23 protein-coding genes and 1 riboswitch are annotated in these 25409 nt (G+C 70.3%); of the genes, 17 read left to right on the plus strand and 6 right to left on the minus strand.

Annotated elements, in window-relative coordinates; genetic code table 11:
- Positions 1-181 precede the first annotated feature (181 nt).
- From clsA to BFF77_RS16620, 10 genes are all read left to right on the plus strand, one after another.
- Complete coding sequence (gene clsA / locus BFF77_RS16575) at positions 182-790, plus strand: cardiolipin synthase ClsA (protein WP_066949929.1); 609 nt, start codon at positions 182-184, stop codon at positions 788-790.
- 109 nt (positions 791-899) lie between these two features.
- Positions 900-3395, plus strand: a complete 2496-nt coding sequence (locus BFF77_RS16580; RefSeq protein ID WP_066949932.1) for a mannose-1-phosphate guanyltransferase — start codon at positions 900-902, stop codon at positions 3393-3395.
- A 149-nt stretch (positions 3396-3544) separates the two neighbouring features.
- On the plus strand, positions 3545-4474 hold the full coding sequence (locus tag BFF77_RS16585; protein WP_066949935.1) for a DUF881 domain-containing protein: 930 nt from the start codon (positions 3545-3547) through the stop codon (positions 4472-4474).
- Positions 4471-4803: a small basic family protein gene (locus tag BFF77_RS16590; protein ID WP_023543062.1), complete on the plus strand. Its 333-nt coding sequence runs from the start codon at positions 4471-4473 to the stop codon at positions 4801-4803. The genes BFF77_RS16585 and BFF77_RS16590 overlap by 4 nt, the downstream gene beginning before the upstream one ends.
- A 41-nt stretch (positions 4804-4844) precedes the next feature.
- Entirely contained in the window at positions 4845-5618 is a 774-nt protein-coding gene (locus tag BFF77_RS16595) for a DUF881 domain-containing protein (RefSeq protein WP_066949938.1), read from the plus strand.
- A 148-nt stretch (positions 5619-5766) separates the two neighbouring features.
- Entirely contained in the window at positions 5767-6588 is an 822-nt protein-coding gene (locus BFF77_RS33340; protein WP_237539645.1) for a zinc-ribbon and FHA domain-containing protein, read from the plus strand.
- Positions 6589-6615: 27 nt separating this feature from the next.
- Positions 6616-7356, plus strand: coding sequence for a transcriptional regulator FtsR (gene ftsR, locus BFF77_RS16605; RefSeq protein ID WP_066949941.1), 741 nt, complete (start codon positions 6616-6618; stop codon positions 7354-7356).
- A gap of 53 nt (positions 7357-7409) precedes the next feature.
- Positions 7410-7883, plus strand: a complete 474-nt coding sequence (locus BFF77_RS16610) for a bifunctional nuclease family protein (RefSeq protein WP_006123076.1) — start codon at positions 7410-7412, stop codon at positions 7881-7883.
- Positions 7884-8065: 182 nt separating this feature from the next.
- The gene (locus BFF77_RS16615) at positions 8066-8635 is read left to right on the plus strand and encodes a MerR family transcriptional regulator (RefSeq protein ID WP_066949945.1); all 570 of its coding nucleotides are present in this window, start codon (positions 8066-8068) and stop codon (positions 8633-8635) included.
- Positions 8636-8716: 81 nt separating this feature from the next.
- Entirely contained in the window at positions 8717-10162 is a 1446-nt protein-coding gene (locus tag BFF77_RS16620) for a DNA polymerase IV (protein ID WP_066949948.1), read from the plus strand.
- On the opposite strand, the gene BFF77_RS16625 is transcribed toward BFF77_RS16620, so the two are convergent.
- Positions 10150-10554 carry a PRC-barrel domain-containing protein gene (locus BFF77_RS16625; protein ID WP_066949951.1) on the minus strand — a complete coding sequence of 135 codons (405 nt, stop codon included), beginning with the start codon at positions 10552-10554 and terminating at the stop codon, positions 10150-10152. The genes BFF77_RS16620 and BFF77_RS16625 overlap by 13 nt on opposite strands.
- A gap of 111 nt (positions 10555-10665) precedes the next feature.
- Positions 10666-10762: riboswitch (glycine riboswitch) on the plus strand.
- 177 nt (positions 10763-10939) lie between these two features.
- Between BFF77_RS16625 and gcvP the strand changes: the two genes are divergently transcribed.
- Positions 10940-13825, plus strand: a complete 2886-nt coding sequence (gcvP, locus tag BFF77_RS16630) for an aminomethyl-transferring glycine dehydrogenase (protein WP_066949954.1) — start codon at positions 10940-10942, stop codon at positions 13823-13825.
- Positions 13826-13935: 110 nt separating this feature from the next.
- Here the strand turns inward: gcvP and BFF77_RS16635 are convergent, their stop codons facing one another.
- Positions 13936-14142, minus strand: coding sequence for a DUF5999 family protein (locus tag BFF77_RS16635; protein ID WP_066949957.1), 207 nt, complete (start codon positions 14140-14142; stop codon positions 13936-13938).
- Between the two features lie 338 nt (positions 14143-14480).
- Entirely contained in the window at positions 14481-15089 is a 609-nt protein-coding gene (locus BFF77_RS16640) for a hypothetical protein (protein ID WP_066949960.1), read from the minus strand.
- A gap of 503 nt (positions 15090-15592) precedes the next feature.
- On the opposite strand from BFF77_RS16640, the gene BFF77_RS16645 reads away from it, so the two are divergent.
- On the plus strand, positions 15593-17116 hold the full coding sequence (locus tag BFF77_RS16645; protein WP_066949963.1) for a glutamate-cysteine ligase family protein: 1524 nt from the start codon (positions 15593-15595) through the stop codon (positions 17114-17116).
- 196 nt (positions 17117-17312) lie between these two features.
- Here the strand turns inward: BFF77_RS16645 and BFF77_RS16650 are convergent, their stop codons facing one another.
- Positions 17313-19109 (minus strand): substrate-binding domain-containing protein, encoded by a 1797-nt coding sequence (locus BFF77_RS16650; protein ID WP_066949966.1) that lies wholly within the window; start codon positions 19107-19109, stop codon positions 17313-17315.
- Positions 19110-19221: 112 nt separating this feature from the next.
- Here BFF77_RS16650 and BFF77_RS16655 point away from each other — a divergent pair, with 112 nt between their 5' ends.
- Entirely contained in the window at positions 19222-20022 is an 801-nt protein-coding gene (locus BFF77_RS16655; protein ID WP_066949987.1) for a CPBP family intramembrane glutamic endopeptidase, read from the plus strand.
- A 135-nt stretch (positions 20023-20157) separates the two neighbouring features.
- On the opposite strand, the gene BFF77_RS16660 is transcribed toward BFF77_RS16655, so the two are convergent.
- Positions 20158-20979, minus strand: a complete 822-nt coding sequence (locus BFF77_RS16660) for a PhzF family phenazine biosynthesis protein (protein WP_066949969.1) — start codon at positions 20977-20979, stop codon at positions 20158-20160.
- A gap of 147 nt (positions 20980-21126) precedes the next feature.
- Between BFF77_RS16660 and BFF77_RS16665 the strand changes: the two genes are divergently transcribed.
- Positions 21127-21741 (plus strand): PadR family transcriptional regulator, encoded by a 615-nt coding sequence (locus BFF77_RS16665; RefSeq protein ID WP_079125218.1) that lies wholly within the window; start codon positions 21127-21129, stop codon positions 21739-21741.
- 139 nt (positions 21742-21880) lie between these two features.
- Here the strand turns inward: BFF77_RS16665 and BFF77_RS16670 are convergent, their stop codons facing one another.
- Positions 21881-22075, minus strand: a complete 195-nt coding sequence (locus BFF77_RS16670) for a hypothetical protein (RefSeq protein ID WP_066949974.1) — start codon at positions 22073-22075, stop codon at positions 21881-21883.
- Between the two features lie 303 nt (positions 22076-22378).
- Here BFF77_RS16670 and BFF77_RS16675 point away from each other — a divergent pair, with 303 nt between their 5' ends.
- From BFF77_RS16675 to BFF77_RS16685, 3 genes are all read left to right on the plus strand, one after another.
- Positions 22379-22999 carry a Clp protease N-terminal domain-containing protein gene (locus BFF77_RS16675; protein WP_079125219.1) on the plus strand — a complete coding sequence of 207 codons (621 nt, stop codon included), beginning with the start codon at positions 22379-22381 and terminating at the stop codon, positions 22997-22999.
- 120 nt (positions 23000-23119) lie between these two features.
- Positions 23120-24133 (plus strand): EamA family transporter, encoded by a 1014-nt coding sequence (locus BFF77_RS16680; RefSeq protein WP_066949977.1) that lies wholly within the window; start codon positions 23120-23122, stop codon positions 24131-24133.
- 230 nt (positions 24134-24363) lie between these two features.
- A complete protein-coding gene (locus BFF77_RS16685) occupies positions 24364-25317 on the plus strand; it encodes a DMT family transporter (RefSeq protein WP_066949980.1) in 954 nt (317 codons plus the stop codon).
- Positions 25318-25409 lie beyond the last annotated feature (92 nt).

The following is a 25409-nucleotide window of genomic DNA, read 5'->3' on the forward strand; positions in this document are numbered from 1 at the left end:
GGAATGCCCCGTACCAGGGACTGGTTTTCTGGTGCGGGGCATTCCTGCGTTTACGGGACCTGTAAGGGACCTGTATCCGATGTATGCGATGTCCGGTTGTTACCCCCTTGCGCTGTGCCGTGGGCGCTGAGGGTAAGGTCGGGAGGCATCGTTGGCACGTTCCACACAGGAGGCCCCCCGGATGGAGGTCCAGGAGACTCGCGTTCAGACGGACCGGGTGCTCACCATCCCCAACATCCTCAGCATGGCCCGCCTCGTCGGCGTCCCCCTCTTCCTGTGGCTGATCCTTCGCCCCGAGTTCGGAGGACCGAACAGCGACGGCTGGGCATTGCTGGTACTGATGCTGAGCGGTGTCAGCGACTATCTCGACGGCAAGCTCGCCCGTCGGTGGAATCAGATCAGCAGTCTGGGCAGGCTCCTGGACCCTGCTGCGGACCGGCTGTACATCCTGTCCACCCTGGTCGGTCTCACCTGGCGGGAGATCCTTCCGCTGTGGCTCACCGCGGCTCTTGTGGCCCGCGAGCTGATGCTTCTGGTGATGGTGGGAATCCTCCGCCGGCATGGCTATCCGCCCCCGCAGGTGAACTTCCTGGGGAAGGCGGCTACCTTCAACTTGATGTACGCCTTCCCGCTCCTGCTCCTCAGTGACGGAAGTGGTTGGCTTGCGTCACTCGCCGAAGTTTTCGGATGGGCGTTCGCAGGTTGGGGTACGACGCTCTATTGGTGGGCAGGGATCCTGTATGTGGTCCAGGTCCGTCGGCTCGTCAAGGCGGACACCGCGGCCGATTAGCTCGTCGATGTGAGCCGTGCAGTGTCGCCGGCCCACGCCTGACGTTGGGGGCCGCTGTCCGGACGGGTGAAGTCGGCGAGACCGTCTCTTCAAGGAGGACGCTTCCGACATGAAGGCCGTCGTGATGGCTGGTGGCGAAGGAACTCGACTTCGCCCCATGACCTCGAGTATGCCCAAACCGCTCCTGCCGGTGGTGAATCGGCCCATCATGGAGCATGTACTGCGGTTGCTCAAGCGCCATGGGCTCAGCGAGACCGTCGTAACCGTGCAATTCCTCGCCTCCCTCGTCAAGAACTATTTCGGCGACGGTGAAGAGCTCGGCATGGAGCTCACCTACGCCAACGAGGAGAAGCCGCTCGGCACCGCGGGGAGCGTCAAGAACGCCGAGGAGGCGCTGAAGGACGATGCCTTCCTCGTCATTTCCGGCGACGCCCTCACCGACTTCGATCTGACCGACCTCATCGCCTTCCACAAGGAGAAGGGCGCACTGGTGACGGTGTGTCTGACCCGGGTGCCGAATCCTCTGGAGTTCGGCATCACGATCGTGGACGAGGAAGGGAAGGTCGAGCGCTTCCTGGAGAAGCCCACCTGGGGCCAGGTCTTCTCGGACACCGTCAATACCGGTATCTATGTGATGGAGCCCGAGGTCTTCGACTATGTCGAGGCCGACGTCTCCGTGGACTGGTCCGGCGATGTCTTCCCCCAGCTCATGAAGGAGGGCAAGAAGGTCTACGGCTATATCGCCGAGGGCTACTGGGAGGACGTCGGCACGCACGAGAGCTATGTGAAGGCCCAGGCCGATGTGCTGGAAGGCAAGGTCGACGTCGACATCGACGGCTTCGAGATCTCGCCGGGCGTCTGGGTCGCCGAAGGCGCCGAGGTCCATCCCGACGCCGTTCTGCGGGGACCGCTCTATATCGGTGACTACGCCAAGGTCGAGGCCGACGCGGAGATCCGCGAGCACACCGTCGTCGGATCCAATGTGGTGGTGAAGACCGGTGCGTTCCTGCACAGGGCGGTCGTCCACGACAACGTCTACATCGGCCAGCACAGCAATCTCCGTGGCTGTGTGGTCGGCAGGAACACCGACATCATGCGGGCGGCCCGCGTCGAGGACGGCGCGGTCATCGGCGACGAGTGTCTGGTCGGCGAGGAATCGATCATCCAGGGCAATGTCCGGGTCTATCCGTTCAAGACCATCGAGGCCGGCGCGTTCGTCAACACCTCGGTGATCTGGGAGTCCCGGGGACAGGCGCATCTCTTCGGTGCCCGCGGTGTCTCCGGCATCCTGAACGTCGAGATCACACCGGAGGTGGTGGTGCGACTGGCGGGCGCGTACGCCACCACCCTCAAGAAGGGCTCCACCGTCACCACCGCACGTGACCACTCCCGTGGTGCCCGTGCGCTGAAGCGGGCCGTGATCTCCTCACTCCAGTCCAGTGCCATCGACGTACGGGACCTGGAGAACGTACCGCTGCCCGTCGCCCGCCAGCAGACGGGCCGGGGCAGTGCCGGCGGCATCATGATCCGTACCTCGCCCGGTGTGCCGGACTCCGTGGACATCATGTTCTTCGACGAGCGGGGCGCGGATCTCTCCCAGGCCGGCCAGCGCAAGCTGGACCGGGTGTACGCGCGCCAGGAATACCGCCGTGCCTTCCCGGGCGAGATCGGGGATCTGCACTTCCCGGCCAGCGTCTTCGACTCGTACACCGGTTCGCTGCTGCGCAATGTGGATACGACAGGCATCTCCGAGGCGGCGCTGAAGGTCGTGGTCGACGCGTCCAACGGCAGCGCGGGGCTCGTTCTGCCCAGTCTGCTCGGCCGGCTCGGTGTCGACGCGCTGACCATCAATCCCGGCCTGGACGAGTCCCGGCCCACGGAGACGGCCGAATCCCGCCGTTCTGGACTGGTCAGACTCGGTGAGATCGTCGCCTCGGCGCGCGCCGCGTTCGGGGTGCGGTTCGATCCCGTGGGCGAGCGGCTGTCGCTGGTGGACGAGCGCGGGCGGATCATCGAGGACGATCGCGCCCTGCTGGTGCTGCTCGATCTCGTCGCGGCCGAGCGGCGCAGCGGGCGGGTGGCGCTGCCGGTGACGACCACACGTATCGCCGAGCAGGTCGCCGCGTACCACGGCACTCAGGTGGCGTGGACGACGACCTCGCCGGACGATCTGACCCGGGTGGGCCGTGAGGAGTCCACGATCTTCGGCGGTGACGGGCGTGGCGCCTTCATCGTGCCGGAGTTCAGCAGCGTCCTGGACGGTACGGCGGCCTTTGTGCGGCTGATCGGTCTGGTGGCCCGTACGCAGCTCACTCTCAGCCAGATCGACGCCCGTATCCCGCGGGCCCATGTGCTGCGTCGTGATCTGGCCACACCGTGGGCGGTCAAGGGACTGGTGATGCGCAGTGTCGTCGAGGCGGCCGGGGACCGGCAGGTGGACACGACCGACGGTGTACGGGTGGTGGAGGCCGACGGCCGCTGGGTGATGGTCCTGCCCGATCCGGCCGAGGCCATCACCCATCTGTGGGCGGAAGGTCCTGACGACGCCTCGGCCCAGGCGCTGCTCGACGAATGGGCGGCGGTGGTCGACGGAGCCGGGCACTGAGGGCTGTCCCGGATCCCGTCGGAGATTCCGGATCTCACGGGAACGAATTGCCGGATGAGACCGGTGTGCCGGACCTCTCCCAGGGGGCCGTCCGGCACACCGGTGGGGCCATTCGGCGGTAAGGGCTGCGACGTGCGACGATGTGCGGCATGCCGCAGCAGCCCCCCATTCGGAGCACCACTTCTCCGCCACCTCGCCCCGATGCGTCGATGTCGCTGCTGAACAATGTGATGGACCACAGCCTGGACGAGGGTTACGCGGAGGCGGCGGCCCGCAGGGATGCCGCGGAGGGCGGTCCGCCGAACACGCTCGGGGCGAAGCTGTGGCTGGCCGCGGGGCTCGTGCTGGCCGCTCTGGTGGTCACGGTGGGCGCGGCCCAGGCGCGGATCTCGGCGCCGGTGGTGGCCAAGGAGCGCAACGAGCTGATCGACCGTATCGACGCGGAGACCGTGGCGGCCGACAAGCTGGAGAAGTCGGTCGAGACGCTCCGCACCGAGGTGGTGGCGCGCCAGCGCGCCGCCCTGCGGGCACACGGCGGCGACACCGGTGGGACGGCCGCCCTGCTGGCCGGTGCGACACCGGTACGGGGCCCCGGGGTGAAGCTCGTCGTCGACGACGCCCAGGAGTCGGGTGCTGACGGCGGCGGGCCACGGGGAAGCAGCGGCTTCTCCGACACGGGCCGGGTACGCGACCGGGACATGCAGAGAGTCGTCAACGGCCTGTGGGAGTCGGGCGCGGAGGCGATCGCCATCAACGACCAGCGGCTCACCGCGCTGTCCGCGATCCGGGCCGCCGGTGACGCCGTACTGGTCGACAACAGGCCACTGGTGCCGCCGTACACGGTGCTCGCGGTGGGGGACGGGAAGAAGCTGAGCACCGCGTTCCAGGACAGTGCCGATGGCCGGTATCTGCGCTCGTTGCAGCAGAACTTCGACATCCGCACCAGCATTTCCGATCAGGAGGAGGTGCGTCTTCCTGCCGCGCCGAGCTTGATCGTACGGACAGCAGAGCCGGGGGCCGCCGACGCCGGGAAGGGCGACGGGCAGGGCACGGCAGACACCGGGAAGGGCACATCGTGATCGCCGTACTGGGCCTCGTCGTGGGAGTCGTGGTCGGACTGTTGGTCCGGCCCGAGGTGCCGGCGGTGGTCGAGCCCTATCTGCCGATCGCCGTCGTCGCGGCCCTGGACGCGGTCTTCGGCGGTCTGCGGGCCATGCTCGACGGGATCTTCGTGGACAAGGTCTTCGTGGTGTCCTTCCTGTCGAACGTCGTGGTCGCCGCACTGATCGTCTTCCTCGGCGACAAGCTGGGTGTGGGCGCGCAGTTGTCCACCGGTGTGGTCGTCGTGTTCGGCATCCGGATCTTCTCCAACGCTGCCGCGATCCGTCGGCATGTCTTCCGGGCGTGAGGCCGGTGAGCGGCGTGGAGACACCGAGGAACGAAGAAGGTATGACCGCCGGTACGTCCGGTACGCGGCTCCCGTCGGCGGACGGGTCCCAACAGCTCACCGGGCGCCAGCGGTTGGCGGCCGGGCTGTGGCCGCCCCGGGTCACGAGGGCCCAACTCGTGGTCGCCCTCCTGCTGTTCGTGCTCGGACTCGGACTCGCCATCCAGGTCAGGTCGAACAACGACGACAGCGCGCTGCGCGGCGCCCGCCAGGAGGACCTGGTGCGCATCCTGGACGAGCTGGACGACCGTACCCAGCGTCTGGAGGACGAGAAGCAGCGGCTGGACGACCAGCGGACCGAGCTGGAGAACAGCTCGGACCAGGCCGAGGAGGCCCGCAGGCAGACGCTGGAGAAGGAGCAGCAGCTCGGCATCCTGGCCGGCACGGCCGGCGCCCAGGGGCCCGGGATCACGCTGACGATCAGCGATCCGAGCGGCACGGTCGAGCCGGACATGCTGCTCGACGCGATCCAGGAGCTGCGGGCGGCCGGCGCGGAGGCCATTCAGGTCGACGGGGTGCGCGTGGTCGCGGACACATACTTCTCGGGTACGGGTGGTGACGTCCAGGTGGACGGACGGCCGGTGACGGCCCCGTACGAGTTCAAGGTCATCGGCAAGCCGCAGGATCTGGAGCCGGCGCTCAACATTCCCGGCGGCGTGGTCCAGACCCTGGAGAAGGAGCAGGCCACGGCCACGGTGACACGGGCTGAGAAGATCGTTGTGGACGCCTTGCGACCGGCGAAGCGGCCTGACTACGCTCGGTCGTCGTCGGGGTGACCCGGTGGTGCATGGCGGCTGTCGGACGCGGGCATGAGCTTGCGGGGGGTCGGCGCACGATCAGCGTGGTGTGTGGTGGAAACTGTCCGGTGGATACGGACGTTGTCAAGATGTCCGGGTCGGCAGGTGTGTTCATTCAGGGTTCGTCCTGCCCCACGGGCGGGTCTGTTTCGGTCAAGGGGAATCGCCCGTGAAGTTGTTTGGGAAGTTGTTCGGCAAGAGCGCACGCGAGGACGGCGGCGGTTCGGCCCGCCATCGCGCGTCGCGCCATGGTCAGAGCGAGGAGCAGAGCGGCGAGCGCCCGCTCTTCCGCGACCAGGTGGGCGGCGAGCCCACCGGCGCGTCGTCTGTTGACCCCGCAGGTCCCGGCCGCATAGGTTTCGGGCAATCATCTGCCCCGGCGGGGCAGTCGCGGCAGGAGGGTCCCACGATGGCGGGCTTGCCGGTCTGTACGAGGTGCGGACACCAGAACGCGGAATCGAGCCGGTTCTGCTCCAATTGCGGTGCGCCGCTGCGGGGCGGAGTGCCCGCCGAGCGCGCGTCCGAGACGACGTCCACGATCTCCATCTCGGGTCTTGAGGCGTACGACTCGGAAGTCACCGGCCAGACCTCGCTCCCGTCGCTCACACCGGAGGCGCAGGCGGCCGTCGACGCGCTGCCGCTGGGGTCGGCGCTCCTGGTGGTGCGCCGCGGTCCGAATTCGGGCAGCCGCTTCCTGCTGGACAGTGAGCTGACGACGGCCGGCCGTCATCCCCAGAGCGACATCTTCCTTGACGACGTGACGGTGTCACGCCGCCATGTGGAGTTCCGCAGGGGCGCGGACGGCCGCTTCACCGTCTCGGACGTGGGCAGCCTGAACGGTACGTACGTCAACCGTGAGCGGATCGATTCGGTCCTGCTGGCGAACGGCGACGAGGTCCAGATCGGCAAGTACCGGCTGGTCTTCTACGCGAGCCAGCGGGGCGTGTGACCCGCGTGTGACCCTCAGGGAAGGTCCATGCTGCGAACACCGACGGGCGGTGCCGGACACGGCACCGCCCCCACGGGCGACCCGCTGGTGAGTATCGGCGTGGTGCTCAGCCGGCTCCGGGAGGAGTTTCCGGAGGTCTCCATCTCCAAGATCCGTTTTCTGGAGTCGGAGGGGCTGGTCGAGCCGCGCAGAACCCCTTCCGGTTACCGCAAGTTCAGTTCCGAGGACGTCGAGCGGCTGGCTCAGATCCTGCGGATGCAGCGGGACCACTATCTTCCACTGAAGGTCATCCGGGAGCAGCTCGACGCCCGTGGCCGGGGCGAGCGCGGAGACGCTCCCGGGCCGCAGCGGCAGCCGGCGGCGGACCTCTTCGGCGAGCCGCGGCCCGAGCGGCCGACGGCGGCCCGGATCGGCCGCGCGGAGCTGCTGGCCGCCGCGGAGGTGGGCGAGAGCAGGCTCGACGAGTGGGAGGCGTACGGCCTCATCACCCCGATGCCGGACGGCGCGTACGACGCCGAGTCGGTGACGGTCGCGAGACTTGTCTCGGATCTGGGCAGATTCGGCCTCGAACCCAGGCATCTTCGGGCCATGAAAGCCGCCGCCGAGCGTGAGGCCGGTCTGGTCGAACAGGTGGTGGCGCCCCTGCGCCTGCACCGTAATCCGCAGACCAGAGCCCATGCGGAGGCCGTCACGAAGGAGCTGGCGGCGCTCTCGGTACGGCTCCACGCGGCCCTGGTCCGGACGGCCCTCGGGATCCGGCAGCACTGATCGCGACGGAGCCCGACTACCCAAACCTGCCGGGCACGTCCTAGGGTTACTGTGTGAACGAGCTCGACGTTGTGGGTGTCCGGGTGGAAATGCCCTCCAACCAACCGATCGTGCTCCTGCGTGAAGTGGGAGGCGACCGGTACCTCCCCATTTGGATCGGACCTGGGGAGGCGACCGCCATTGCCTTCGCCCAGCAGGGCATGGCCCCGGCGAGACCGCTGACCCACGATCTCTTCAAGGACGTCCTTGAGGCGGTGGGCCAGGAGCTGACCGAGGTCAGGATCACGGACCTGCGTGAAGGGGTCTTCTACGCGGAGCTGGTCTTCGCCAGCGGTGTCGAGGTGAGCGCCAGGCCGTCCGACGCCATAGCGCTGGCGCTGCGCACGGGTACGCCGATCTACGGCAGTGACGGGGTGCTGGACGACGCCGGCATCGCCATCCCGGACGAGCAGGAGGACGAGGTGGAGAAGTTCCGCGAGTTCCTCGATCAGATCTCGCCGGAGGACTTCGGAACCAACAGTCAGTAGTGGCCGCCGGTGAGCGCCGCGCCGGGCTCCGTCAGCGCATTCGATCAGCCTTTCCCCGATATGGGGCACGGGAAACCACTCTCAGGGTGATTATCACTCGGCGTGGCGAGTGCGGCGATCGTTGACGCACCCCGGGTGACTGCCTACCTTCGACAAGGCAGGTCTAGGACGGAGGGGTCGGCGTGAGAAGCAGCGGCGACAGTACGGCGGCGGGCGGTCCGTATCCGCTTCACGGCAGTGCGGCCGACCCCGGTACGGAGACGGTCGGATACCGGGGCCCGACCGCGTGCGCGGCGGCCGGGATCACCTACCGCCAGCTGGACTACTGGGCCCGTACGGGGCTCGTCGAGCCCAGCGTGCGGCCGGCTTACGGATCGGGCACACAGCGGCTGTACAGCTTCCGCGACGTGGTCGTCCTCAAGATCGTGAAGCGGTTCCTGGACACCGGTGTCGCCCTGCAGAACATCAGGGCGGCCGTCCAGCACCTCCGGGACCGCGGCTTCCGGGATCTGGACCGGATGACGCTCATGAGCGACGGCGCGACCGTCCACGAGTGCTCCTCGCCCGAGGAGGTCGTGCGGCTGCTCCAGGGCGGCCAGGGCGTCTTCGGGATCGCCGTGGGCGTGGTGTGGCGGGATGTCCAGGCCGCGCTGTCACAGCTCCACGGCGAGCGGATCGACACCGGCGAGACGCTGATCGGTCACAACCCGGCGGACGAGCTGGCGCGGCGGCGCCGGGACCGGGCCGTCTGACCCTCAAGCGGCCCGAGGCGGTCCGGTTGCGAGGCCGGAATCTCCGGCCGATTGTCAGTGCGGTGAGGCAGCATCAGTGGTGTGAGATCCGCGCCGACGATCCTGCATCTGGACATGGATGCCTTCTTCGCCGCCGCCGAGCAGGCGGCCAAGCCGAGTCTGCGCGGAAAACCGGTGGTGGTGGGCGGTCTGGGCCCGCGCGGAGTGGTCTCGACCGCCTCGTACGAGGCACGGCGGTTCGGGGTGCACTCGGCGATGCCGATGGCCCAGGCGAGACGGCTGGCACCGAACGCGGCGTATCTGGTGCCGCGGTTCTCGCTCTACCGCACGGTCAGCGAGCAGGTCATGGAGCTGCTGGGGCGGCTCTCGCCCCTGGTGGAGCCGCTGAGCCTGGACGAGGCCTTCGTGGATCTGGAGGCCGGCGGATCGGCCCATGACACGGCCTCGGCGCTCGCGGCCGGTGAGCGGCTGCGCAGGGACATCAGAGCGGTCACCGGGCTCACCGGCTCGGTGGGGCTCGCCGGGTCCAAGATGCTGGCGAAGATCGGCTCGGAGCAGGCCAAGCCCGACGGGCTGATCCTCATCGAGCCCGGTACGGAGCGCGAGTTGCTCGGGCCGATGTCGGTGCGGACGCTGCCCGGGGTGGGGCCCGCGACCGGCGGGCATCTGCGCCGGGCCGGAATGACCACCGTCGCCGAGCTGGCCGAGGCGGGGGAGGACGAGCTCGTACGGCTGCTGGGGAAGGCGCACGGCGCCTCGCTGTACCGGATGGCGCTCGGGCACGACGACCGGCCGGTGGTGTCGGAGCGGGAGACCAAGTCCGTGTCGGTCGAGGACACCTTCGACGTCGATCTGCACGACCGGGTGCGGGTGCGGGTGGAGGTGGAGCGGCTCGCGGACCGGTGCGTGCAGCGGCTGCGGGCGGCCGGGCACTCCGGGCGGACGGTCGTGCTCAAGGTCCGGCGGTACGACTTCTCGACGCTGACCCGTTCGGAGACGCTGCGCGGGCCCACGGACGATCCCGGGATGGTGCGGGAGGCCGCGGGACGGCTGCTGGAGTCGGTGGACACGACGGGCGGCGTGCGGTTGCTGGGGGTGGGCGTGACGGGCCTCGCGGACTTCACGCAGGAGGATCTCTTCGCACAGGCCGCGGCGGCCGAGCAGCCCGCGGCGGACATACCCGCCGCCGCGTCCGCCGCCCCGGATCGGACGGCGGAACCCGCGCCCTCACCGGCGGCGGAGGACGGGAGCGCCCCGGACCGGGAGCCGGAGGCACCGGACGAGAGGCGTTTTCCGGCCGGACACGACGTGCGCCACGCCGAGTACGGCGCGGGCTGGGTGCAGGGCAGTGGACTGCGGCGGGTGACCGTACGGTTCGAGGAACCGGGATCCGCGCCGGGGCGGGTGAGGACGTTCTGGGTCGACGATCCCGAGCTGGTGCTCTCCGAGCCACTGCCCCTGGTGCCTGAGCCGACGGATTCGGCTCGGGCGTCCGGGCCCGGGTCGCCCTCGTCTCAGTCGTCCTGACCGGCCAGCCGGCCGAAGTCGCGTTCGGAGTCCCGGTCGGACAGGGAATCGGGCCGCTCCGGTGGTTCGGGCTCCGGCTCGGGCAGGGCGAGACCGTAGTGGTGGTAGAGCTGGAGCTCCTGCTCCGGGGAGAGATGGCGGCCGACACCGAAGTCGGGCGCGTCCTTGATCAGCGCGCGCTCGAAGGGCACCTGGAGCGCGTCGTTCACCAGTGTGCTGGGGGCCAGAGGGACGAAGGCGTCACGGCTGAAGAGCCCGGTGCGGACCGCGGCCCACTCCGGTACGCCGGTGGCGTCGTCCAGATACACCTCGTCCACCGTGCCGAGCCTGTGACCATTGCGGTCGAACGCCTTGCGGCCTATCAGACTGCGCGGATCGATATCGGTCTCCACGGTCCCTCCAACTGGTCGCACATGTTCGTAACACTACAAAAGGGCAGAAAGCGGTCGTCGGCCACTCGAAAGTCATACGGAAGGCCTCGCTGGTACTCTGGCCGTGGCTGCTGACCCCGTGCGGGAGAGTCCTCCGGAGAACCGCCGGAGGCGCCGAAGGAGCAAATCCTCCCCGGAATCTCTCAGGCCCCCGTACCGCGCGGACGAGGTCACTCTGGAAAGCAGGGCGGGCGTCGGACGGCATCCGCTCTCACCGACGGTGAAAGCCGGTGCGCCGAGGGGCGGGCCGGTGAAGCTCTCAGGTTGAGATGACAGAGGGGGAGGCCGTCCGGGCACCCGCGTCCTGGTGCCCCTCGTAGGTCGTGTCGGACCAGGAGGCCTCCCGATGACCGCCCACCGCATTCCGCTCGCCCAGCTCGAGCGAGGAACCCCCTTCGAACAGCGCCACATAGGGCCCGACACCGGCGCGCAGGCGAAGATGCTGGCGCAGGTCGGCTACGGCTCGCTCGACGAGCTGACCGCCGCCGCGGTGCCCGACGCGATCAGGAGCGCGGAGGCCCTCGACCTTCCCGGCCCGCGCACCGAGGCCGAGGTCCTCGCCGAACTGCGCACGCTCGCCTCGCGCAACGACGTGGTGGCGCCGATGATCGGGCTCGGCTACTACGGCACGTTCACACCGCCGGTGATCCTGCGCAATGTGATGGAGAACCCGGCCTGGTACACCGCGTACACGCCGTACCAGCCGGAGATCTCCCAGGGGCGCCTGGAGGCGCTGCTGAACTTCCAGACCGTCGTCGCCGATCTGACCGGTCTGCCGACCTCCGGCGCCTCGCTGCTGGACGAGGGCACGGCCGCGGCCGAGGCGATGGCGCTCGCCCGCCGTGTCGGCAAGGTCAAGGGCGGTGTCTTCCTGGTGGACGCCGACGCGCTGCCGCAGACAATCGCCGTGATCCGGACCCGCGCCGAGCCGACCGGTGTCGAGGTCGTGGTCGCCGATCTGAGCGGGGGCATCCCGGCCGAGGCCGCCGAGCGCGGTGTCTTCGGTGTGCTGATCCAGTACCCCGGCGCCTCCGGTGCCGTTCGGGACATCAGGCCCGTCGTGGAGCAGGCGCACGGGCTCGGCGCGATCGTCACCGTGGCCGCCGACCTGCTCGCGCTCACCCTGCTCACCTCGCCCGGCGAGCTGGGCGCGGACATCGCGGTCGGTACCACCCAGCGCTTCGGTGTCCCGATGGGCTTCGGCGGGCCGCACGCCGGATTCATGGCCGTACGCGAGAAGTTCGCGCGCAGCCTGCCCGGCCGGCTCGTCGGGGTCTCGGTGGACGCCGACGGGAACAAGGCGTACCGGCTGGCGCTCCAGACCCGCGAGCAGCACATCCGCCGCGAGAAGGCCACCAGCAACATCTGCACCGCGCAGGTGCTGCTCGCCGTCATGGCGGGCATGTACGCGGTCCACCACGGTCCGGAGGGGCTGCGCGGCATCGCCCGGCGCACCCACCGGTACGCGGCGCTCCTCGCCGAGGGCCTGCGCGGGGGCGGCGTCGAGATCGTGCACGGCGCGTACTTCGACACTCTCACCGCGCGTGTGCCCGGCCGGGCCGCCGAGATCGTCGCCGCCGCCCGCGAGGACGGTGTCAATCTCCATCTCGTCGACGCCGACCACGTCTCCCTCGCCTGTGACGAGACCACCGGCCGCACCCAACTGACCGCCGTGTGGACCGCCTTCGGTGTCGAGGGCGACCTCGACGCGCTCGACGCGACGACGGACGACGCCCTGCCCGGGACGCTGCTGCGCACCGACGACTACCTGACGCATCCCGTCTTCCACCAGTACCGCTCGGAGACGGCGATGCTGCGCTATCTGCGCAGGCTCGCCGACCGCGACTACGCCCTGGACCGCGGCATGATCCCGCTCGGCTCCTGCACCATGAAGCTGAACGCGACCACCGAGATGGAGCCGGTCACCTGGCCCGAGTTCGGCGCGCTGCATCCCTTCGCGCCCGCCGAGCAGGCCCAGGGCTATCTGACGCTGATCAGGGAGCTGGAGGAGCGGCTCGCCGAGGTCACCGGCTACGACGCGGTGTCCCTCCAGCCCAACGCCGGTTCCCAGGGCGAGCTGGCCGGGCTGCTGGCCGTACGGGCCTACCACCGGGCCAACGGCGACACCCGGCGCACCGTCTGCCTCATCCCGTCCTCCGCGCACGGCACCAACGCCGCGAGCGCGGTGATGGCCGGGATGAAGGTCGTCGTCGTCAAGACCCGTGAGGACGGCGACGTCGACGTCGAGGATCTGCGTGCCAAGATCGCCCAGCACGGACCGGAACTGGCCGTTCTGATGGTCACCTACCCGTCCACGCACGGAGTGTTCGAGGAGCACATCGGTGACATCTGCGCGGCCGTGCACGACGCGGGCGGCCAGGTGTACGTGGACGGCGCGAACCTCAACGCGCTGGTGGGCCTCGCCAAGCCGGGCAGGTTCGGTTCCGACGTCTCCCATCTGAATCTGCACAAGACCTTCTGCATCCCGCACGGCGGCGGCGGTCCCGGGGTCGGTCCCGTGGGCGTACGGGCGCATCTCGCGCCGTATCTGCCCAACCACCCGCTCCAGCCCGCGGCCGGGCCCGCCACGGGCGTCGGGCCGGTCTCCGCGGCCCCCTGGGGCTCGGCCGGCATTCTGCCGATCTCCTGGGCGTACGTACGGCTGATGGGCGGCGAGGGACTCAAGCGCGCGACCCAGGTCGCCGTGCTGGCCGCCAACTACATCGCCAAGCGGCTGGAGCCCCACTACCCGGTCCTCTACACCGGTCCCAACGGGCTGGTGGCGCACGAGTGCATCATCGATCTGCGTCCGCTCTCCAAGGCCACCGGTGTCAGTGTCGACGACATCGCCAAGCGGCTGATCGACTACGGCTTCCATGCGCCGACGATGTCCTTCCCGGTGGCGGGCACGCTGATGATCGAGCCCACCGAGAGCGAGGACCTGACCGAGATCGACCGCTTCTGCGAGGCGATGATCGCGATTCGCCGGGAGATCGAGAAGGTGGCGTCGGGCGAGTGGTCCGCGGACGACAATCCGCTGCGCAACGCTCCCCACACGGCGCAGGCGCTGGGCGGTGAGTGGGCGCATCCGTACAGCCGTGACGAGGCGGTCTTCCCGGCCGGGGTCTCGGCGGCGGACAAGTACTGGCCGCCGGTCCGCCGTATCGACGGCGCGTACGGCGACCGCAATCTGGTCTGCTCCTGCCCGCCGGTGGACGCGTACGACCACTGACGTTGCCGCGGCCCGCGGGGCCGTGAGCGGTTATACGTCGGGGCCGGTGCGGAGGAGATTCTCCGGGCCGGCCCCACTCATCCCGGCGGCCCGGAGGCCGCCCGGCGGCATCAGGCCGCCGTCACGACCTGTTCGGTCCTCAGCGGCCGGTGCGGTGCGATGATCTGTCCGTCCGGCAGCAGTTCACCGGTGTCCTCGAAGAGCAGGACGCCGTTGCACAGCAGACTCCAGCCCTGCTCCGGGTGGTGTGCCATCAGTCGTGCGGCGTCGCGGGCGGCGGAGTCGGCTGTCGGGCAGGCTGGTTGGTGCTGGCACATGGGCGAGTTCTTTCGCTGTGTCGTGGTGAGTGTCCTGCGGCTCGATGTGGTCATGGCCGCCCCCCGTATCTGTTTGGTCCAGTCCTAGTGTTGCCCTACGGATGGCAATCCGCAGGGATTTCGCGGCAGCTCTTCCTTCTGCTTAAGGACGTGTCACCCGGCCGGACGGTTCAGCTCAACTGGACTGTCCTTTCGGGTGGTTCAGGGTGACCTGAGATGACTACTCCGCATGGGCAAAAGAGTGCCCCGCGACCGGAGAGGCCGCGGGGCACAAAGGAAGGCGCGGAGCGGAAGGCGCGGAGAACGTACGGAAAGTCCGCCGAAACGCTGGAGGCGCCTCAGGCGGGGGTGCGCAGCAATGGAGCGGGGGCGAGTCGCAGTCCGATCACCGGCAGCAACTCCGCCACCCGGTGCGGACGGTGGGCGGCGAAGCCCGGCGGGGCCGGTGCGAGAGGAACGAGGATGTCGGTCGGCGCGGGTGCGCCGGTGGAGGCGTCCGCCTCCGTGTCGCCGTGCAGCCAGAGCGTGAGCATGTACAGCTCGGGGACCGACAGCAGCCTCGGCTGGTAGGCGGTCCCCAGGGTCTCCGCCTGGCGGAGCGCACGCTCCGTGGCGGTGATGTACGGGCCTTCGAAGAAGCGCGAGAAGGCCCAGCCGTCCGCGGTGAGCATGGTGTCGGCGGCGGCCACGGCGCGGTCGCCGCTGTGGATCAGGAAACGCCAGCCCGCCAGTCTGGTCTGCGGTGTGCGGCCCTCGGCGGTGCCGTTGCGGCTTGCCGGGGCGACATGACTGAGCACATGGACGGGAAGCGGCAGTTCGGGGCTCAGCGGTCCCTGGACGGACTGGAGAGCCGGAGTGCGGGCATCGCGCACGGCGGTAGGGGAACCGAGTGCCGCGAGAACGCTGCGCAGCGCGGGCGCGGGGGCCGGGGGGACATGCAGCGGCATGGTGGGTTGCCTCTCACTTCTGGAGACAGGGTGATGCGTGAGGTGGAGCGCGGACGGGTGCGGACGTCACTGTCAGCAATCAGGTCAGAGGTCGGCACAAGGTCGGGACGTGACCGGACACCGGCTCTCTGCCTGGTGAGCGAAGTTTATACGACGCGTGTTCACAGCATGTTTCTGCTAGCTCTCGCGGATATTGCGGGCAAGACATATTCCGGTCCGTCTTCCTGCGGACTTTCTGTTGATAAACAGTGAAGACAGGCGTCTGGCCTGGGATTATTCACCCGGCGGGGTCGGCCGAAACTCGCCGCCGTTTTCCGCGGCCCATCGGGCGGTGCAAACGGAACCCCACCGCCATGCCATAGGAATGTGCCGAACGACACTTGTGGGCACTCTACCGGTCGCCGGGCGCGCGTGGGGCGTTACGGATCACCCAGTCTGGGCATTATCGATCGTGACGCGAGCGGCCGACGCCGCGGGCTGCCCACTCGAGGAGGGACACTTCGATGGGGGAGAAGGTCGACCCGGACGGCTCCGACCTGTCCGATCGGCGGAAATACCGCAGGAAGCTCCAGCAGTGCCTGGCGGTGCTGGGGCGGCTCCTGGCGGAGGAGAGGTTCGACCGGCCCAAGAATCTCATGGGTCTTGAGATCGAGCTGAATCTGGCGGGCTCCGACGGGATGCCCCGGATGATGAATGCGGAGGTGCTCTCCCGTATCGCGAGCGGTGATTTCCAGACCGAACTCGGAATGTTCAACATGGAAGTAAACGTAGCGCCGCACCGGCTCTCAGGAAGAGTTCTCGATCAGCTTGCGGAGGAACTGCGCGCCGGACTCGGATATGCCCACCGGAAAGCGAGCGAAGTCGATGCGGGCATCGTGATGATCGGTATTCTTCCGACACTCGGTCGGCATGACGTGGTCTCCGCGAATCTCTCGGACGTCCACCGCTACACCCTGCTCAACGATCAGATGGTGGCGGCCAGGGGCGAGGATTTCACCCTGGACATCAAGGGCGTCGAGCGCCTCACGTGCACCTCGTCCTCCATCGCTCCCGAAGCCGCCTGCACCTCCGTGCAGTTGCACCTCCAGGTCACGCCCGACCGGTTCGCCGATGTGTGGAACGCGGCGCAGGCGATGGCGTCCGTGCAGGTGGCACTGGGTGCCAATGCGCCGTTCCTGTTCGGCAGGGAGCTGTGGCGGGAGTCCAGACCGCCCCTGTTCGAGCAGGCCACCGACACCCGGCCGCCGGAGCTGAAGGCACAGGGTGTGCGGCCCAGGACCTGGTTCGGGGAGCGCTGGATCGAGTCCGCGTACGACCTGTTCGAGGAGAATCTGCGCTATTTCCCGCCCCTGCTGCCGATCTGCGACGACGAGGACCCGCTGCGGGTGCTCGACGAGGGCGGCCTGCCGGAACTCCAGGAACTGGCGCTGCACAACGGCACGGTCTACCGCTGGAACCGCCCGGTGTACGAAGTCGCCGACGGGGCACCGCATCTGCGCGTGGAGAACCGGGTGCTGCCGGCCGGTCCCACCGTCACCGACGTGATCGCCAACGCCGCCTTCTACTACGGACTGGTGCGCGCGCTCGCCGAGGACGCCCGGCCGGTGTGGAGCAGACTGCCCTTCACCGAGGCCGCCGCGAACTTCGACACCGCCTGCCGCCATGGCCTCGACGCCGAGTTGCGCTGGCCGCGCCCGGGACGGGCGGCCGGGATCACCACCGTGCCGGTGGTCAAGCTCGTACGCGACGAACTGCTGCCGCTCGCCGCGGCCGGGCTCGACGCGTGGCAGATCGAGCCCGCGGACCGGGACTTCTACCTGGGCGTCATCGAAGGGCGGTGCAACCGGCGGATGAACGGCGCCTCGTGGCAGGTGGAGACCTTCCACCAGGCCCTGGAGTCCGGGCTGGAGCGGGACGCCGCGCTCGCGGCCACCACCCGCCGCTACGCCGAGCTGATGCATCTCGGGGAACCGGTGCACACCTGGCCGGTGGGGCTGCCCGCACCGCCCCTCAGGAGGCCGGGATGAGGCCGGGACGAGGCCGGGCGGGATGGCCGGTCCGGTGCCGGAGGGGCCGACGGACGGACGGGACGACGGACGGTCCGGTGGCGGGCGGCCCGGCGTCGGGTGGGCCGGTGGTGGGGCGGGTCGGCGCCGGACCGGCCGACGGCCGGACCGCTTAGGGGGACGGCGCGTGCGGCGGTGAGCGTGCGGCGGACCCGGCTCAGGACTCGTGGAGGTGGCCGACCGCCATGATCGCCCGCAGGATCACGGCCCGGATGTCGGCGGGGTCGCTCACCTCGTACCCCGCCCCTTCGGCGGCCCTGGCGATCTCGTCGACCTCACGCCGGTCCGCGTCGGGCCCCACGGCGATCGCGATCAGCGGCACCGGGCGTCCCGGATCCACGAGTTCCTTGAGCCGCTTGATCAGTTCACCGCGGGAGATGCCGTCGTCGTCCCGGTTCGAGCCGTCGGTGAGCAGGACCACCGCGTTGAACTTGCCCTGTACATAGCCCGCCTGGGCCTCCTTGTAGGCGGCCAGAGCGGTGTCGTACAGCCCGGTGTCACCGTCCGGGATGGGCTTGAGCGCGGTGACGGCGGCGGACAGCCGCCCACGGTGCGTGCCGCCCTTCACCGGGGAGCCGAGCGGGAGCGTCTCCGTCAGCTTGCGGTAGTCCTTGGCGCCGTCGAGCCGTGTGCTGAACTCCCACAGGCCGATCTCGTCCTCGGGTGTGAAGGTGGCGAGCGCTTCGAGCAGCGAGGCCTTGGTGACCTCCATCCTGCTCTGCCCCTTGCGGCCCGGTACGGGCGCCGTCATCGAGGCCGAGGCGTCCACGACCGTCGTCAGCCGGGCGCTCTGCACCGTCACCGTCCACAGGCCCAGGGCCTGCTGGACCGCCTCCGACGACGGCGGGGAGATGTCGCTCTCCGCGAACGGCTGCGGTGAGCGCCCGCCCGCCGTACGGACCAGCGCGGACGGCACCGGGGAGTCAGGGGCGTCCGCCGCCCGGAAGCCGTACCGCTCCAGCGTGCGGTACGAGGGCTTCTCGCTGAGCAGCAGCATGAACCGCATGGCGGCGCGGCTCTGGTCGGTGGTGAGCCTGGTCACGTCGACGAGGTTGTACGGATAGTCCAGCGCGGGCGCGCCGTCGGTCGGATAGAAGAGGCTCAGATGCGCCGATCCGTCGTCGGCGGAGTTGTGGGCGTAGGCGGCCTGTTCGGAGAGCAGCATCGCCTCGCCGGGGCGCGGGGCGCCCTTCCCGCCGCCCGAGCCGTCGTCGGACGCGAGCGTCCGGAGCATCTCGGCGTCGGTGTCGGAGACGTGCCGGGTGAGCAGCTTGGCCGTGGCGGCGGTCCGGGTGTCGCTCTTCGGCGCCTCCTGCCGCGAGGATTCGGAGATGCTGCCGAGCGCGAGCAGACCGGTGGCGCTGCGCGCCGGATCCGCCGCGCCGAGGAGCAGCCGGTCCGTCTCGGTCGCCATCGCGGCCAGCCCGGCCCAGGTGTAGGTCTTCCGGGGCCAGCCCAGTGCCTGGGCCGACGCGGGCGCCGCGGCCACGGCCACCGGCGAGAGGGCCACATTGCCGGCCGGGGTCAGCGGTACGCCGCCCGCAGTCGTGGCGCGGTCCACCCAGACATCGGAGTCGGGCACCCATATCTGGAAGTCGGGGACGGCGGAGCCGGTGGTGCCGGCCGCGAGCATGTCCGCGACCTTGTAGTTCTCGCGGGCCTCGACCCGTACGTCGAGACAGCGGCCGTCCGAGGTCACCTGGTCCCGGCGGGCGCGGTCGGCGACGGCGCTCAGGGCCGGAGCGATGTCGGGCGAGGCCACCAGGTCCACCCGGACCGGAGCGCGCTCGCAGGGACCGGTGAAGGAGAGCAGTCCGCTGCCCACCGCGATCCCCGCCCCCGCCGTCACGGCGAGGACGAGCGAGACGGCGATGGCGATGCGGCGCCGGTGGCGCGGCGAACCGGCCCTGCCCGTGCTCCTCGCGGGCTTGTGGGGCAAGCTGTGACGTCCCATGGTCCCCGGCCTGTCGTACGCGATCTTCGTACCTGCATTCGAGACCCTAGCGGCACCGCGCGTGGCATGGGACGGGAATGGCATGGGACGGAACACACACTTGGAGGCGGGCGTGCAGGCGGAGGCGGGACGGGAGGCCGGTTCCTTTCCGGAGGAGGCCATCTCACGGAGGACCCTGCGGTCCGAGACGGTGCTCGTGCTGGCTCTGTCGCTGGGCGCGAGTGGTGTGTCCGCGCTCATCAGCTTCATCGGCTCGCTGACCAAGCCGGGAGCGCTCAGTGACCAGGCGGCCACGCTCAACTCGTCGGCGGCCCCCGGGCGGCCCTGGCTCGATCTCGCCTGGCAGCTCTTCGGGATCACCACCGCCCTGGTGCCGGTCGCGCTCGTCGCGCATCTGCTGATCAGGGAGGGCAGCGGGCTGCGCGCGATCGGCTTCGACGGGCGGCGGCCCTGGCCGGACCTGGGCCGGGGCACACTGGTGGCGGCCGGTATCGGCAGCGCCGGGCTGGCGTTCTACCTGGCGGTGCAGGCCGCCGGCTTCAATCTGACGGTGGTGCCGGAGTCGCTGCCGGACGTGTGGTGGAAGTTCCCGGTGCTGATTCTCTCGGCGGTGCAGAACTCCGTGCTGGAAGAGGTCATCGTCGTCGGATATCTGCTGCGCAGGCTCGGACAGCTCGGGTGGACGCCGATGGCGGCGCTGGTGGCGAGCTCGGTGCTGCGCGGCTCGTACCACCTCTACCAGGGCGTCGGCGGCTTCGTGGGCAACATGGTGATGGGCGTGGTGTTCGTCCTGCTCTACCGGCGGTGGGGACGGGTCGGACCGCTGGTGGCGGCGCACGCGCTGCTCGACATCGGGGCGTTCGTCGGATACGCGCTGCTGGCGGGGAAGGTGGGCTGGCTGCCCACGGTGTAGCGGCGTGCTCGGACCGGCCGCGACCGGCCCGCGGTGGTGCCGAGGGGCGTACGGGGTCTTGTCCGTACGCCCCTCGGCGTGTGGCCGTGCTGCTGTGTCGTGCCCCGGTGTCGTGTTTGCTGTTGCTGTTGCGGGTCAGGGTGAGGCGAGCAGCTCGCCGTCGATGACGGTCACCGCCCGGCCGGTGAGCAGTGTCCGTTCGCCGCGTGACGTCGTACGGACGAGTCCGGTACGGGCGGAGGCCTGGAGGCCGGTCAGCTCCGTACGGTCCAGCCGCGCGGACCAGAACGGAGCGAGCGCGGTGTGCGCGCTGCCGGTCACCGGGTCCTCGTCGATCCCGACCCCGGGGAAGAAGCACCGGGAGACGAAGTCGTAGCCGCTGCCCGGATCCTCGGCGGCGGCCGTGACGATGACGCCGCGCCGGGAGGAACCGACGAGCGCGGCGAAGTCGGGGACGAGGGAGCGTACGGTCCGCTCGTCGGCCAGCTCGACCAGCAGATCGCCGACCTGCTCGGAGGTGTCGTGCACCGAGACCGGCCAGGCGCCGAGCGCGTCCGCCACCTGCTCGGGGATTTCCACGGGAGTCAGTGACGACGTCGGGAAGTCGAGCGTGAAGGTGCCGTCCTCGTCCGGCGTGGCGCCGAGCACGCCGGAGCGCGTGGCGAAGCGTACGGCGCCCTTCGCGCGCCCGGTGGAGCGCAGCACATGGGCGGTGGCCAGCGTGGCATGGCCGCACATGTCCACCTCGGTGGCCGGTGTGAACCAGCGCAGCGCCCAGTCGCCGTCCCCGCCGGGCGGCAGTGGACGGGCGTAGGCCGTCTCCGAGAGGTTCACCTCGGCCGCCACCCGCTGGAGCCAGCCGTCATCGGGAAATCCGTCGGAGTCCAGGATCACCACTGCGGCCGGGTTGCCCGCGAAAGGGCGGTCGGTGAAGGCGTCGACGATTCGAATCCGCATCGTCCGAGCCTAAGGGCTGCACACCGGCGCGGGCAGGGGCACCCCGCAGGACCCCTGTGACCCCACCGCTGTGGATGCTTGCCGATCGATGTGTTCCGATATATCGTTGACGCATCGCGACAGATCAACGATGAGAGGAGCGCAGCGATGCGTTCACATGGACACGAGCACGGTCATCACGGGCCGGGATCCGGTCACTGCGGGCCCGGGCAGCAGGGACACGGGGACTCCGAGGGGCGGCGTGGGGCCTTCGGGCCGTTCGGGCCGCCGTTCGGCGGGCCCTTCGGTGGTGGCGGACGGGGTCGCGGCGGTGGCCGGGGCCGGGCGCGCCGCGGCGACGTGCGCGCCTCGATCCTGGCGCTGCTGAAGGACCGGCCGATGCACGGGTACGAGATGATCCAGGAGATCGGCGAGCGCAGCGGCGGGGCCTGGCGGCCCAGTCCCGGCTCGGTGTATCCGACACTCCAGTTGCTGGAGGACGAAGGGCTGATCACCAGCCGGAGCGACGGCGGCAAGAAGCTGTTCACGCTCACCGAGACCGGGCGGGCCGAAGCCGAATCGGGGCCCGACGCCCCGTGGGAGGAGGCCGGGCGCACCTTCGACTGGGACACGGTGAACGAGATCCGGCAGGCCGGATTCGGGCTGATGGAGGCGTTCGGCCAGGTCTGGAAGACCGGTACGCCCGAGCAGCGTCAGAAGGCCCTCGGGGTCATCAACGAGTCCCGCAAGAAGCTGTATCTGATCCTCGCCGACGAGGACTGAGGGCTGAGGACTGAGCACCGACGCAGGTTCCCCCGCCGGTACGGTTCGGGCCCCGCGGTTCTGCCGCGGGGCCCGAACGCGTCTGCGTTCGTCTCCGTTCGCGGTGTCTCCCCGTGCCCGCCGTCCCCGTTCCCGGCCCTCAGACCCGGTCGTTCGAGCCGAGCCGCCAGAACACCGCCGAGTCGAACAAGTCCGACGCCCGTGGATACGGTCCCTCGTCATGGCAGTGGAACGCCGCCCAGAAGACGTCTCCCCGCAGCGCGTCGGGCGGTGCGTACACGCGGTAGACGTACTGCCGCCCGTCCACGGCGAGCAGGGCGACCATCCAGTACAACGAGACTCTCCTCCCGGCCACCGAGGGTGATGGCGCCGTCCGTACGTGTCGGACGCGAGGGCGCTCGACGGCGGTTGCGCGCGGGTGCCGGAACGCGGGGACAGCGCGGGGACGCAGGGACGCGGGGACGGCGATGCGCGGAAAGCGCGCGGAAAGCAAGGCGGCGCGAGTCCCTGAGGGGTCGGGGCCCGCGATCTCCTCCGTAAGGAGGAGGGCCAGGCCGGACGCACCCACCTTCGGTGGGACGCGGAAATGCTCCCCGCCGGGGATGTCGGGCCCGGACGGGACTGATGGGGTGAGAGGGTGCAAAGCCCTCCCCCGCGGGTGCCGGAAAAGACCGCACCGACCCGAGCCGGCGACGCTCCCACGCGCGCCGGTGCCGAGCGGAGACGTGCCGCGGCCGAGGCCCGGCTCACGGCGGAACTGGTCTCCGCCCTCTCGGGCGCGCGCCGCAGGGCGCTGCGCGACGGTGACGCGCAGATCGACACGGCCCATCTGCTGCACTCCCTGCTGGAGGCGGACCCGCAGGTGCGGGCGGCGTTCGGCGGCGGTGACCAGGCGGGTGACCAGGTGGTCAAGGTCCTCGGTTATCTCGTTCAGCGCAGCATCGGCTACGGGCTGCGCTGGCAGCGGACGGTGGAGGACTCGGGTGCGGTGCCCGTGGTGCGGGAGCGCGCCATGAGCGGCTGGTCGCCCCAGGCCGTCACCGCCATGCGGCGCGCACTGGAACGTGCCGCGCGGCACGGCGAACCGCGCGCCCGGGGGCTCGATCTGCTCGCCGCGCTGGTCTCGGACCGGGAGTGCCGGGCGGTCGATGTGCTCGAACGGGCCGGTGTGGACGCGGAGGCGCTGGCCGAGCGGGCCGAGCGGCTGACCCGGGCACATGGGCGGGGCGCGGGTCCAGGGTGGAACACCGAGAACTGAGCACTGAAGGCCGGGGGCTGAGCGCCGACGAGTGAGCCGAGGTGGTGCCTGAGCCGGCGGCTGTGTCTCGACAGGCGTCACCAGGGTGTTACTCCTGACGTCACCTGTCATGATGGCGTCATGCACGCGTCTCAGGGGAGGAGCGTCGGCCTGGGTATCGCCCTGGCGTCGGCGTTCGCGTTCGGCGGTTCGGGTGTCGCGGCCAAGCCGCTCATCGAAGCGGGGCTCGACCCGCTGCATGTGGTCTGGCTCCGGGTGACCGGCGCCGCGGTGGTCATGCTGCCGCTGGCCTGGCGCCACCGCGCCCTGCTGCTGCGCAGGCCCGCGCTGCTCGCCGGGTTCGGTCTGTTCGCGGTGGCCGGCGTGCAGGCCTTCTACTTCGCGTCGATCTCCCGTATTCCCGTCGGGGTCGCGCTGCTGATCGAGTACTTCGGCCCGGTGCTCGTCCTGCTCTGGGTACGGTTCGTCCAGCGGCGGCACGTCACCCGCGCCGCCGCCGTGGGCGTGGTGCTCGCGGTGGGCGGGCTCGCCTGTGTGGTCGAGGTCTGGGCCGGGCTGAGTTTCGATCCGGTCGGCGTGCTGCTCGGGCTCGGCGCAGCCTGCTGCCAGGCGTTCTACTTCATCCTGGCCGACCAGGGCACCGGTGCCGAGGACGCGCCGGATCCGCTGGGCGTGATCGCGTACGGGCTGCTCGTCGGCGCCGTCGTACTGACCGTCGTCGCCCGTCCCTGGGCCATGGACTGGTCCCTGCTCGGCGGGAGCGCCGACATGGGCGGCTCCCAGGTCTCCGCCGGACTGCTGCTGGGCTGGATCGTCCTGATCGCGACCGTGCTCGCCTATGTGACCGGTGTCGTCTCGGTGCGCAAGCTCTCCCCGCAGGTGGCGGGCGTGGTCGCCTGTCTGGAGGCGGTCGTCGCGACCGTACTGGCCTGGGTGCTGCTGCGGGAGCACCTCTCCGCGCCGCAGATCGTCGGTGGCGCCGTCGTGCTCGTCGGCGCGTTCATCGCGCAGTCGACGACACCGACGGCCTCGGCTCCTCCGTCGGGACCGGTGGCGAGTGGGCCTGGCGGCGGGCGGGCGACGGAACCGTCCACGGGCGGGACGCGGTTGTCCGCCGAGAGCACCCCGTCGTAGGCTGCCGATCATGCATTCGACCGTGCTGCCGCCTCCCGCCAGTTAGCGCGGGCGGCCATCCGCTGACGAAGACCGGACTCGGGTCCGGCTGTCCTCGGGACAGCGACCGGTACCCGTGCGGTTCGTCGCTGCCCGCGTGACGGAGCTGAGCGACCACCCACCCGTTCTTCGTACGGAGACGTCACGTGTCGATGCCTTCTTCCGCTTCTTCCTCCGCGCCCGCTTCCGGTATGCCCGTCGGGTCCGGCATGCCCGTCGGGCGGGGCCTGCTCTTTCTGGTCATCGCCGGGATCGCCTGGGGGACCGCGGGAGCCGCCGGCTCGCTGGTCTACCGGATCAGCGATCTCGGTCCTCTCGCGCTCTCCTTCTGGCGTTCCGCCGGCGGGCTCCTCCTGCTGCTCGGCGCGCTCGCGCTGCGGCGGCGCCGTACGCCCGTGCCCGCCGCCGGGCCGCGGCGCGGCCGGCTGCTCCGTACGGTCGCCACCGGCATCGGTCTGACGGTCTTCCAGAGCGCCTACTTCGCCGCCGTCGAGGCGACAGGGCTCGCGGTCGGCACGGTGGTCACGCTCGGCGCGGGACCCGTCCTCATCGCGCTCGGCGCGCGCCTCACGATGGGGGAGCGGCTGGGCGGCGGCGGTCTGGTCGCGGTGACCGGCGCGCTGACCGGTCTCGGAGTGCTCGTACTGGGCGGCGGGAGCGGCACCGTACGTCCTGTCGGAGTGGCGCTGGCGATCCTGTCGGCGGCCGGATACGCGGTGATCACCCTGCTCACCCGGAGGCTGGGACGGGACGGCGGCGGAGCCGACGCCATGGCCACCACCGCCCGGGCCTTCGCCATCGGCGCGGTCCTGCTGCTGCCGCTCGCCGTGGGCGAGGGGCTGGTGCCGCACACCGCGGAACCGGCGCGGGTGATCTGGCTGCTGGCGTATGTCGCGGCCGTGCCCACGGCGCTCGCCTACGCGCTCTACTTCGCGGGCGCCGCGGTGGTCCGTGCCGCGACCGTCTCGGTGATCATGCTGCTGGAGCCGGTGAGCGCCGCGGTGATCGCGGTCGCCCTGCTCGGTGAGCGGCTGACTCTCGCCACCGTCGTGGGCACACTGCTGCTGCTCGCGGCGGTGACCGGGCTCGCGCTGACGGAGGCCAGGAGCGCGGCGGTCAGACGCCGGGCCGCGGCGGCGGTCTGACGCGGGCGACGGCGCTCTGACACTCCGACACCGGTCTGACGCAGGCGACGACGGAGGCGCTGGTCCGACCCCGGCGGCGGCCGTCCGGCCCC

The organism is Streptomyces lushanensis (assembly GCF_001700515.1).
GTDB lineage: Bacteria > Actinomycetota > Actinomycetes > Streptomycetales > Streptomycetaceae > Streptomyces > Streptomyces lushanensis.

Excerpts from the sequence above, each read along its gene's own strand:
- clsA (WP_066949929.1), top strand. The coding sequence starts at position 182 with ATGGAGGTCCAGGAGACTCGCGTTCAGACGGACCGGGTGCTCACCATC.
- BFF77_RS16580 (WP_066949932.1), top strand. The coding sequence starts at position 900 with ATGAAGGCCGTCGTGATGGCTGGTGGCGAAGGAACTCGACTTCGCCCC.
- BFF77_RS16585 (WP_066949935.1), top strand. The coding sequence starts at position 3,545 with ATGCCGCAGCAGCCCCCCATTCGGAGCACCACTTCTCCGCCACCTCGC.
- BFF77_RS16595 (WP_066949938.1), top strand. The coding sequence starts at position 4,845 with ATGACCGCCGGTACGTCCGGTACGCGGCTCCCGTCGGCGGACGGGTCC.
- ftsR (WP_066949941.1), top strand. The coding sequence starts at position 6,616 with ATGCTGCGAACACCGACGGGCGGTGCCGGACACGGCACCGCCCCCACG.
- gcvP (WP_066949954.1), top strand. The coding sequence starts at position 10,940 with ATGACCGCCCACCGCATTCCGCTCGCCCAGCTCGAGCGAGGAACCCCC.
- BFF77_RS16635 (WP_066949957.1), bottom strand. The coding sequence starts at position 14,142 with ATGTGCCAGCACCAACCAGCCTGCCCGACAGCCGACTCCGCCGCCCGC.
- BFF77_RS16640 (WP_066949960.1), bottom strand. The coding sequence starts at position 15,089 with ATGCCGCTGCATGTCCCCCCGGCCCCCGCGCCCGCGCTGCGCAGCGTT.
- BFF77_RS16645 (WP_066949963.1), top strand. The coding sequence starts at position 15,593 with ATGGGGGAGAAGGTCGACCCGGACGGCTCCGACCTGTCCGATCGGCGG.
- BFF77_RS16650 (WP_066949966.1), bottom strand. The coding sequence starts at position 19,109 with ATGGGACGTCACAGCTTGCCCCACAAGCCCGCGAGGAGCACGGGCAGG.
- BFF77_RS16660 (WP_066949969.1), bottom strand. The coding sequence starts at position 20,979 with ATGCGGATTCGAATCGTCGACGCCTTCACCGACCGCCCTTTCGCGGGC.
- BFF77_RS16665 (WP_079125218.1), top strand. The coding sequence starts at position 21,127 with ATGCGTTCACATGGACACGAGCACGGTCATCACGGGCCGGGATCCGGT.
- BFF77_RS16680 (WP_066949977.1), top strand. The coding sequence starts at position 23,120 with ATGCACGCGTCTCAGGGGAGGAGCGTCGGCCTGGGTATCGCCCTGGCG.
- BFF77_RS16685 (WP_066949980.1), top strand. The coding sequence starts at position 24,364 with ATGCCCGTCGGGTCCGGCATGCCCGTCGGGCGGGGCCTGCTCTTTCTG.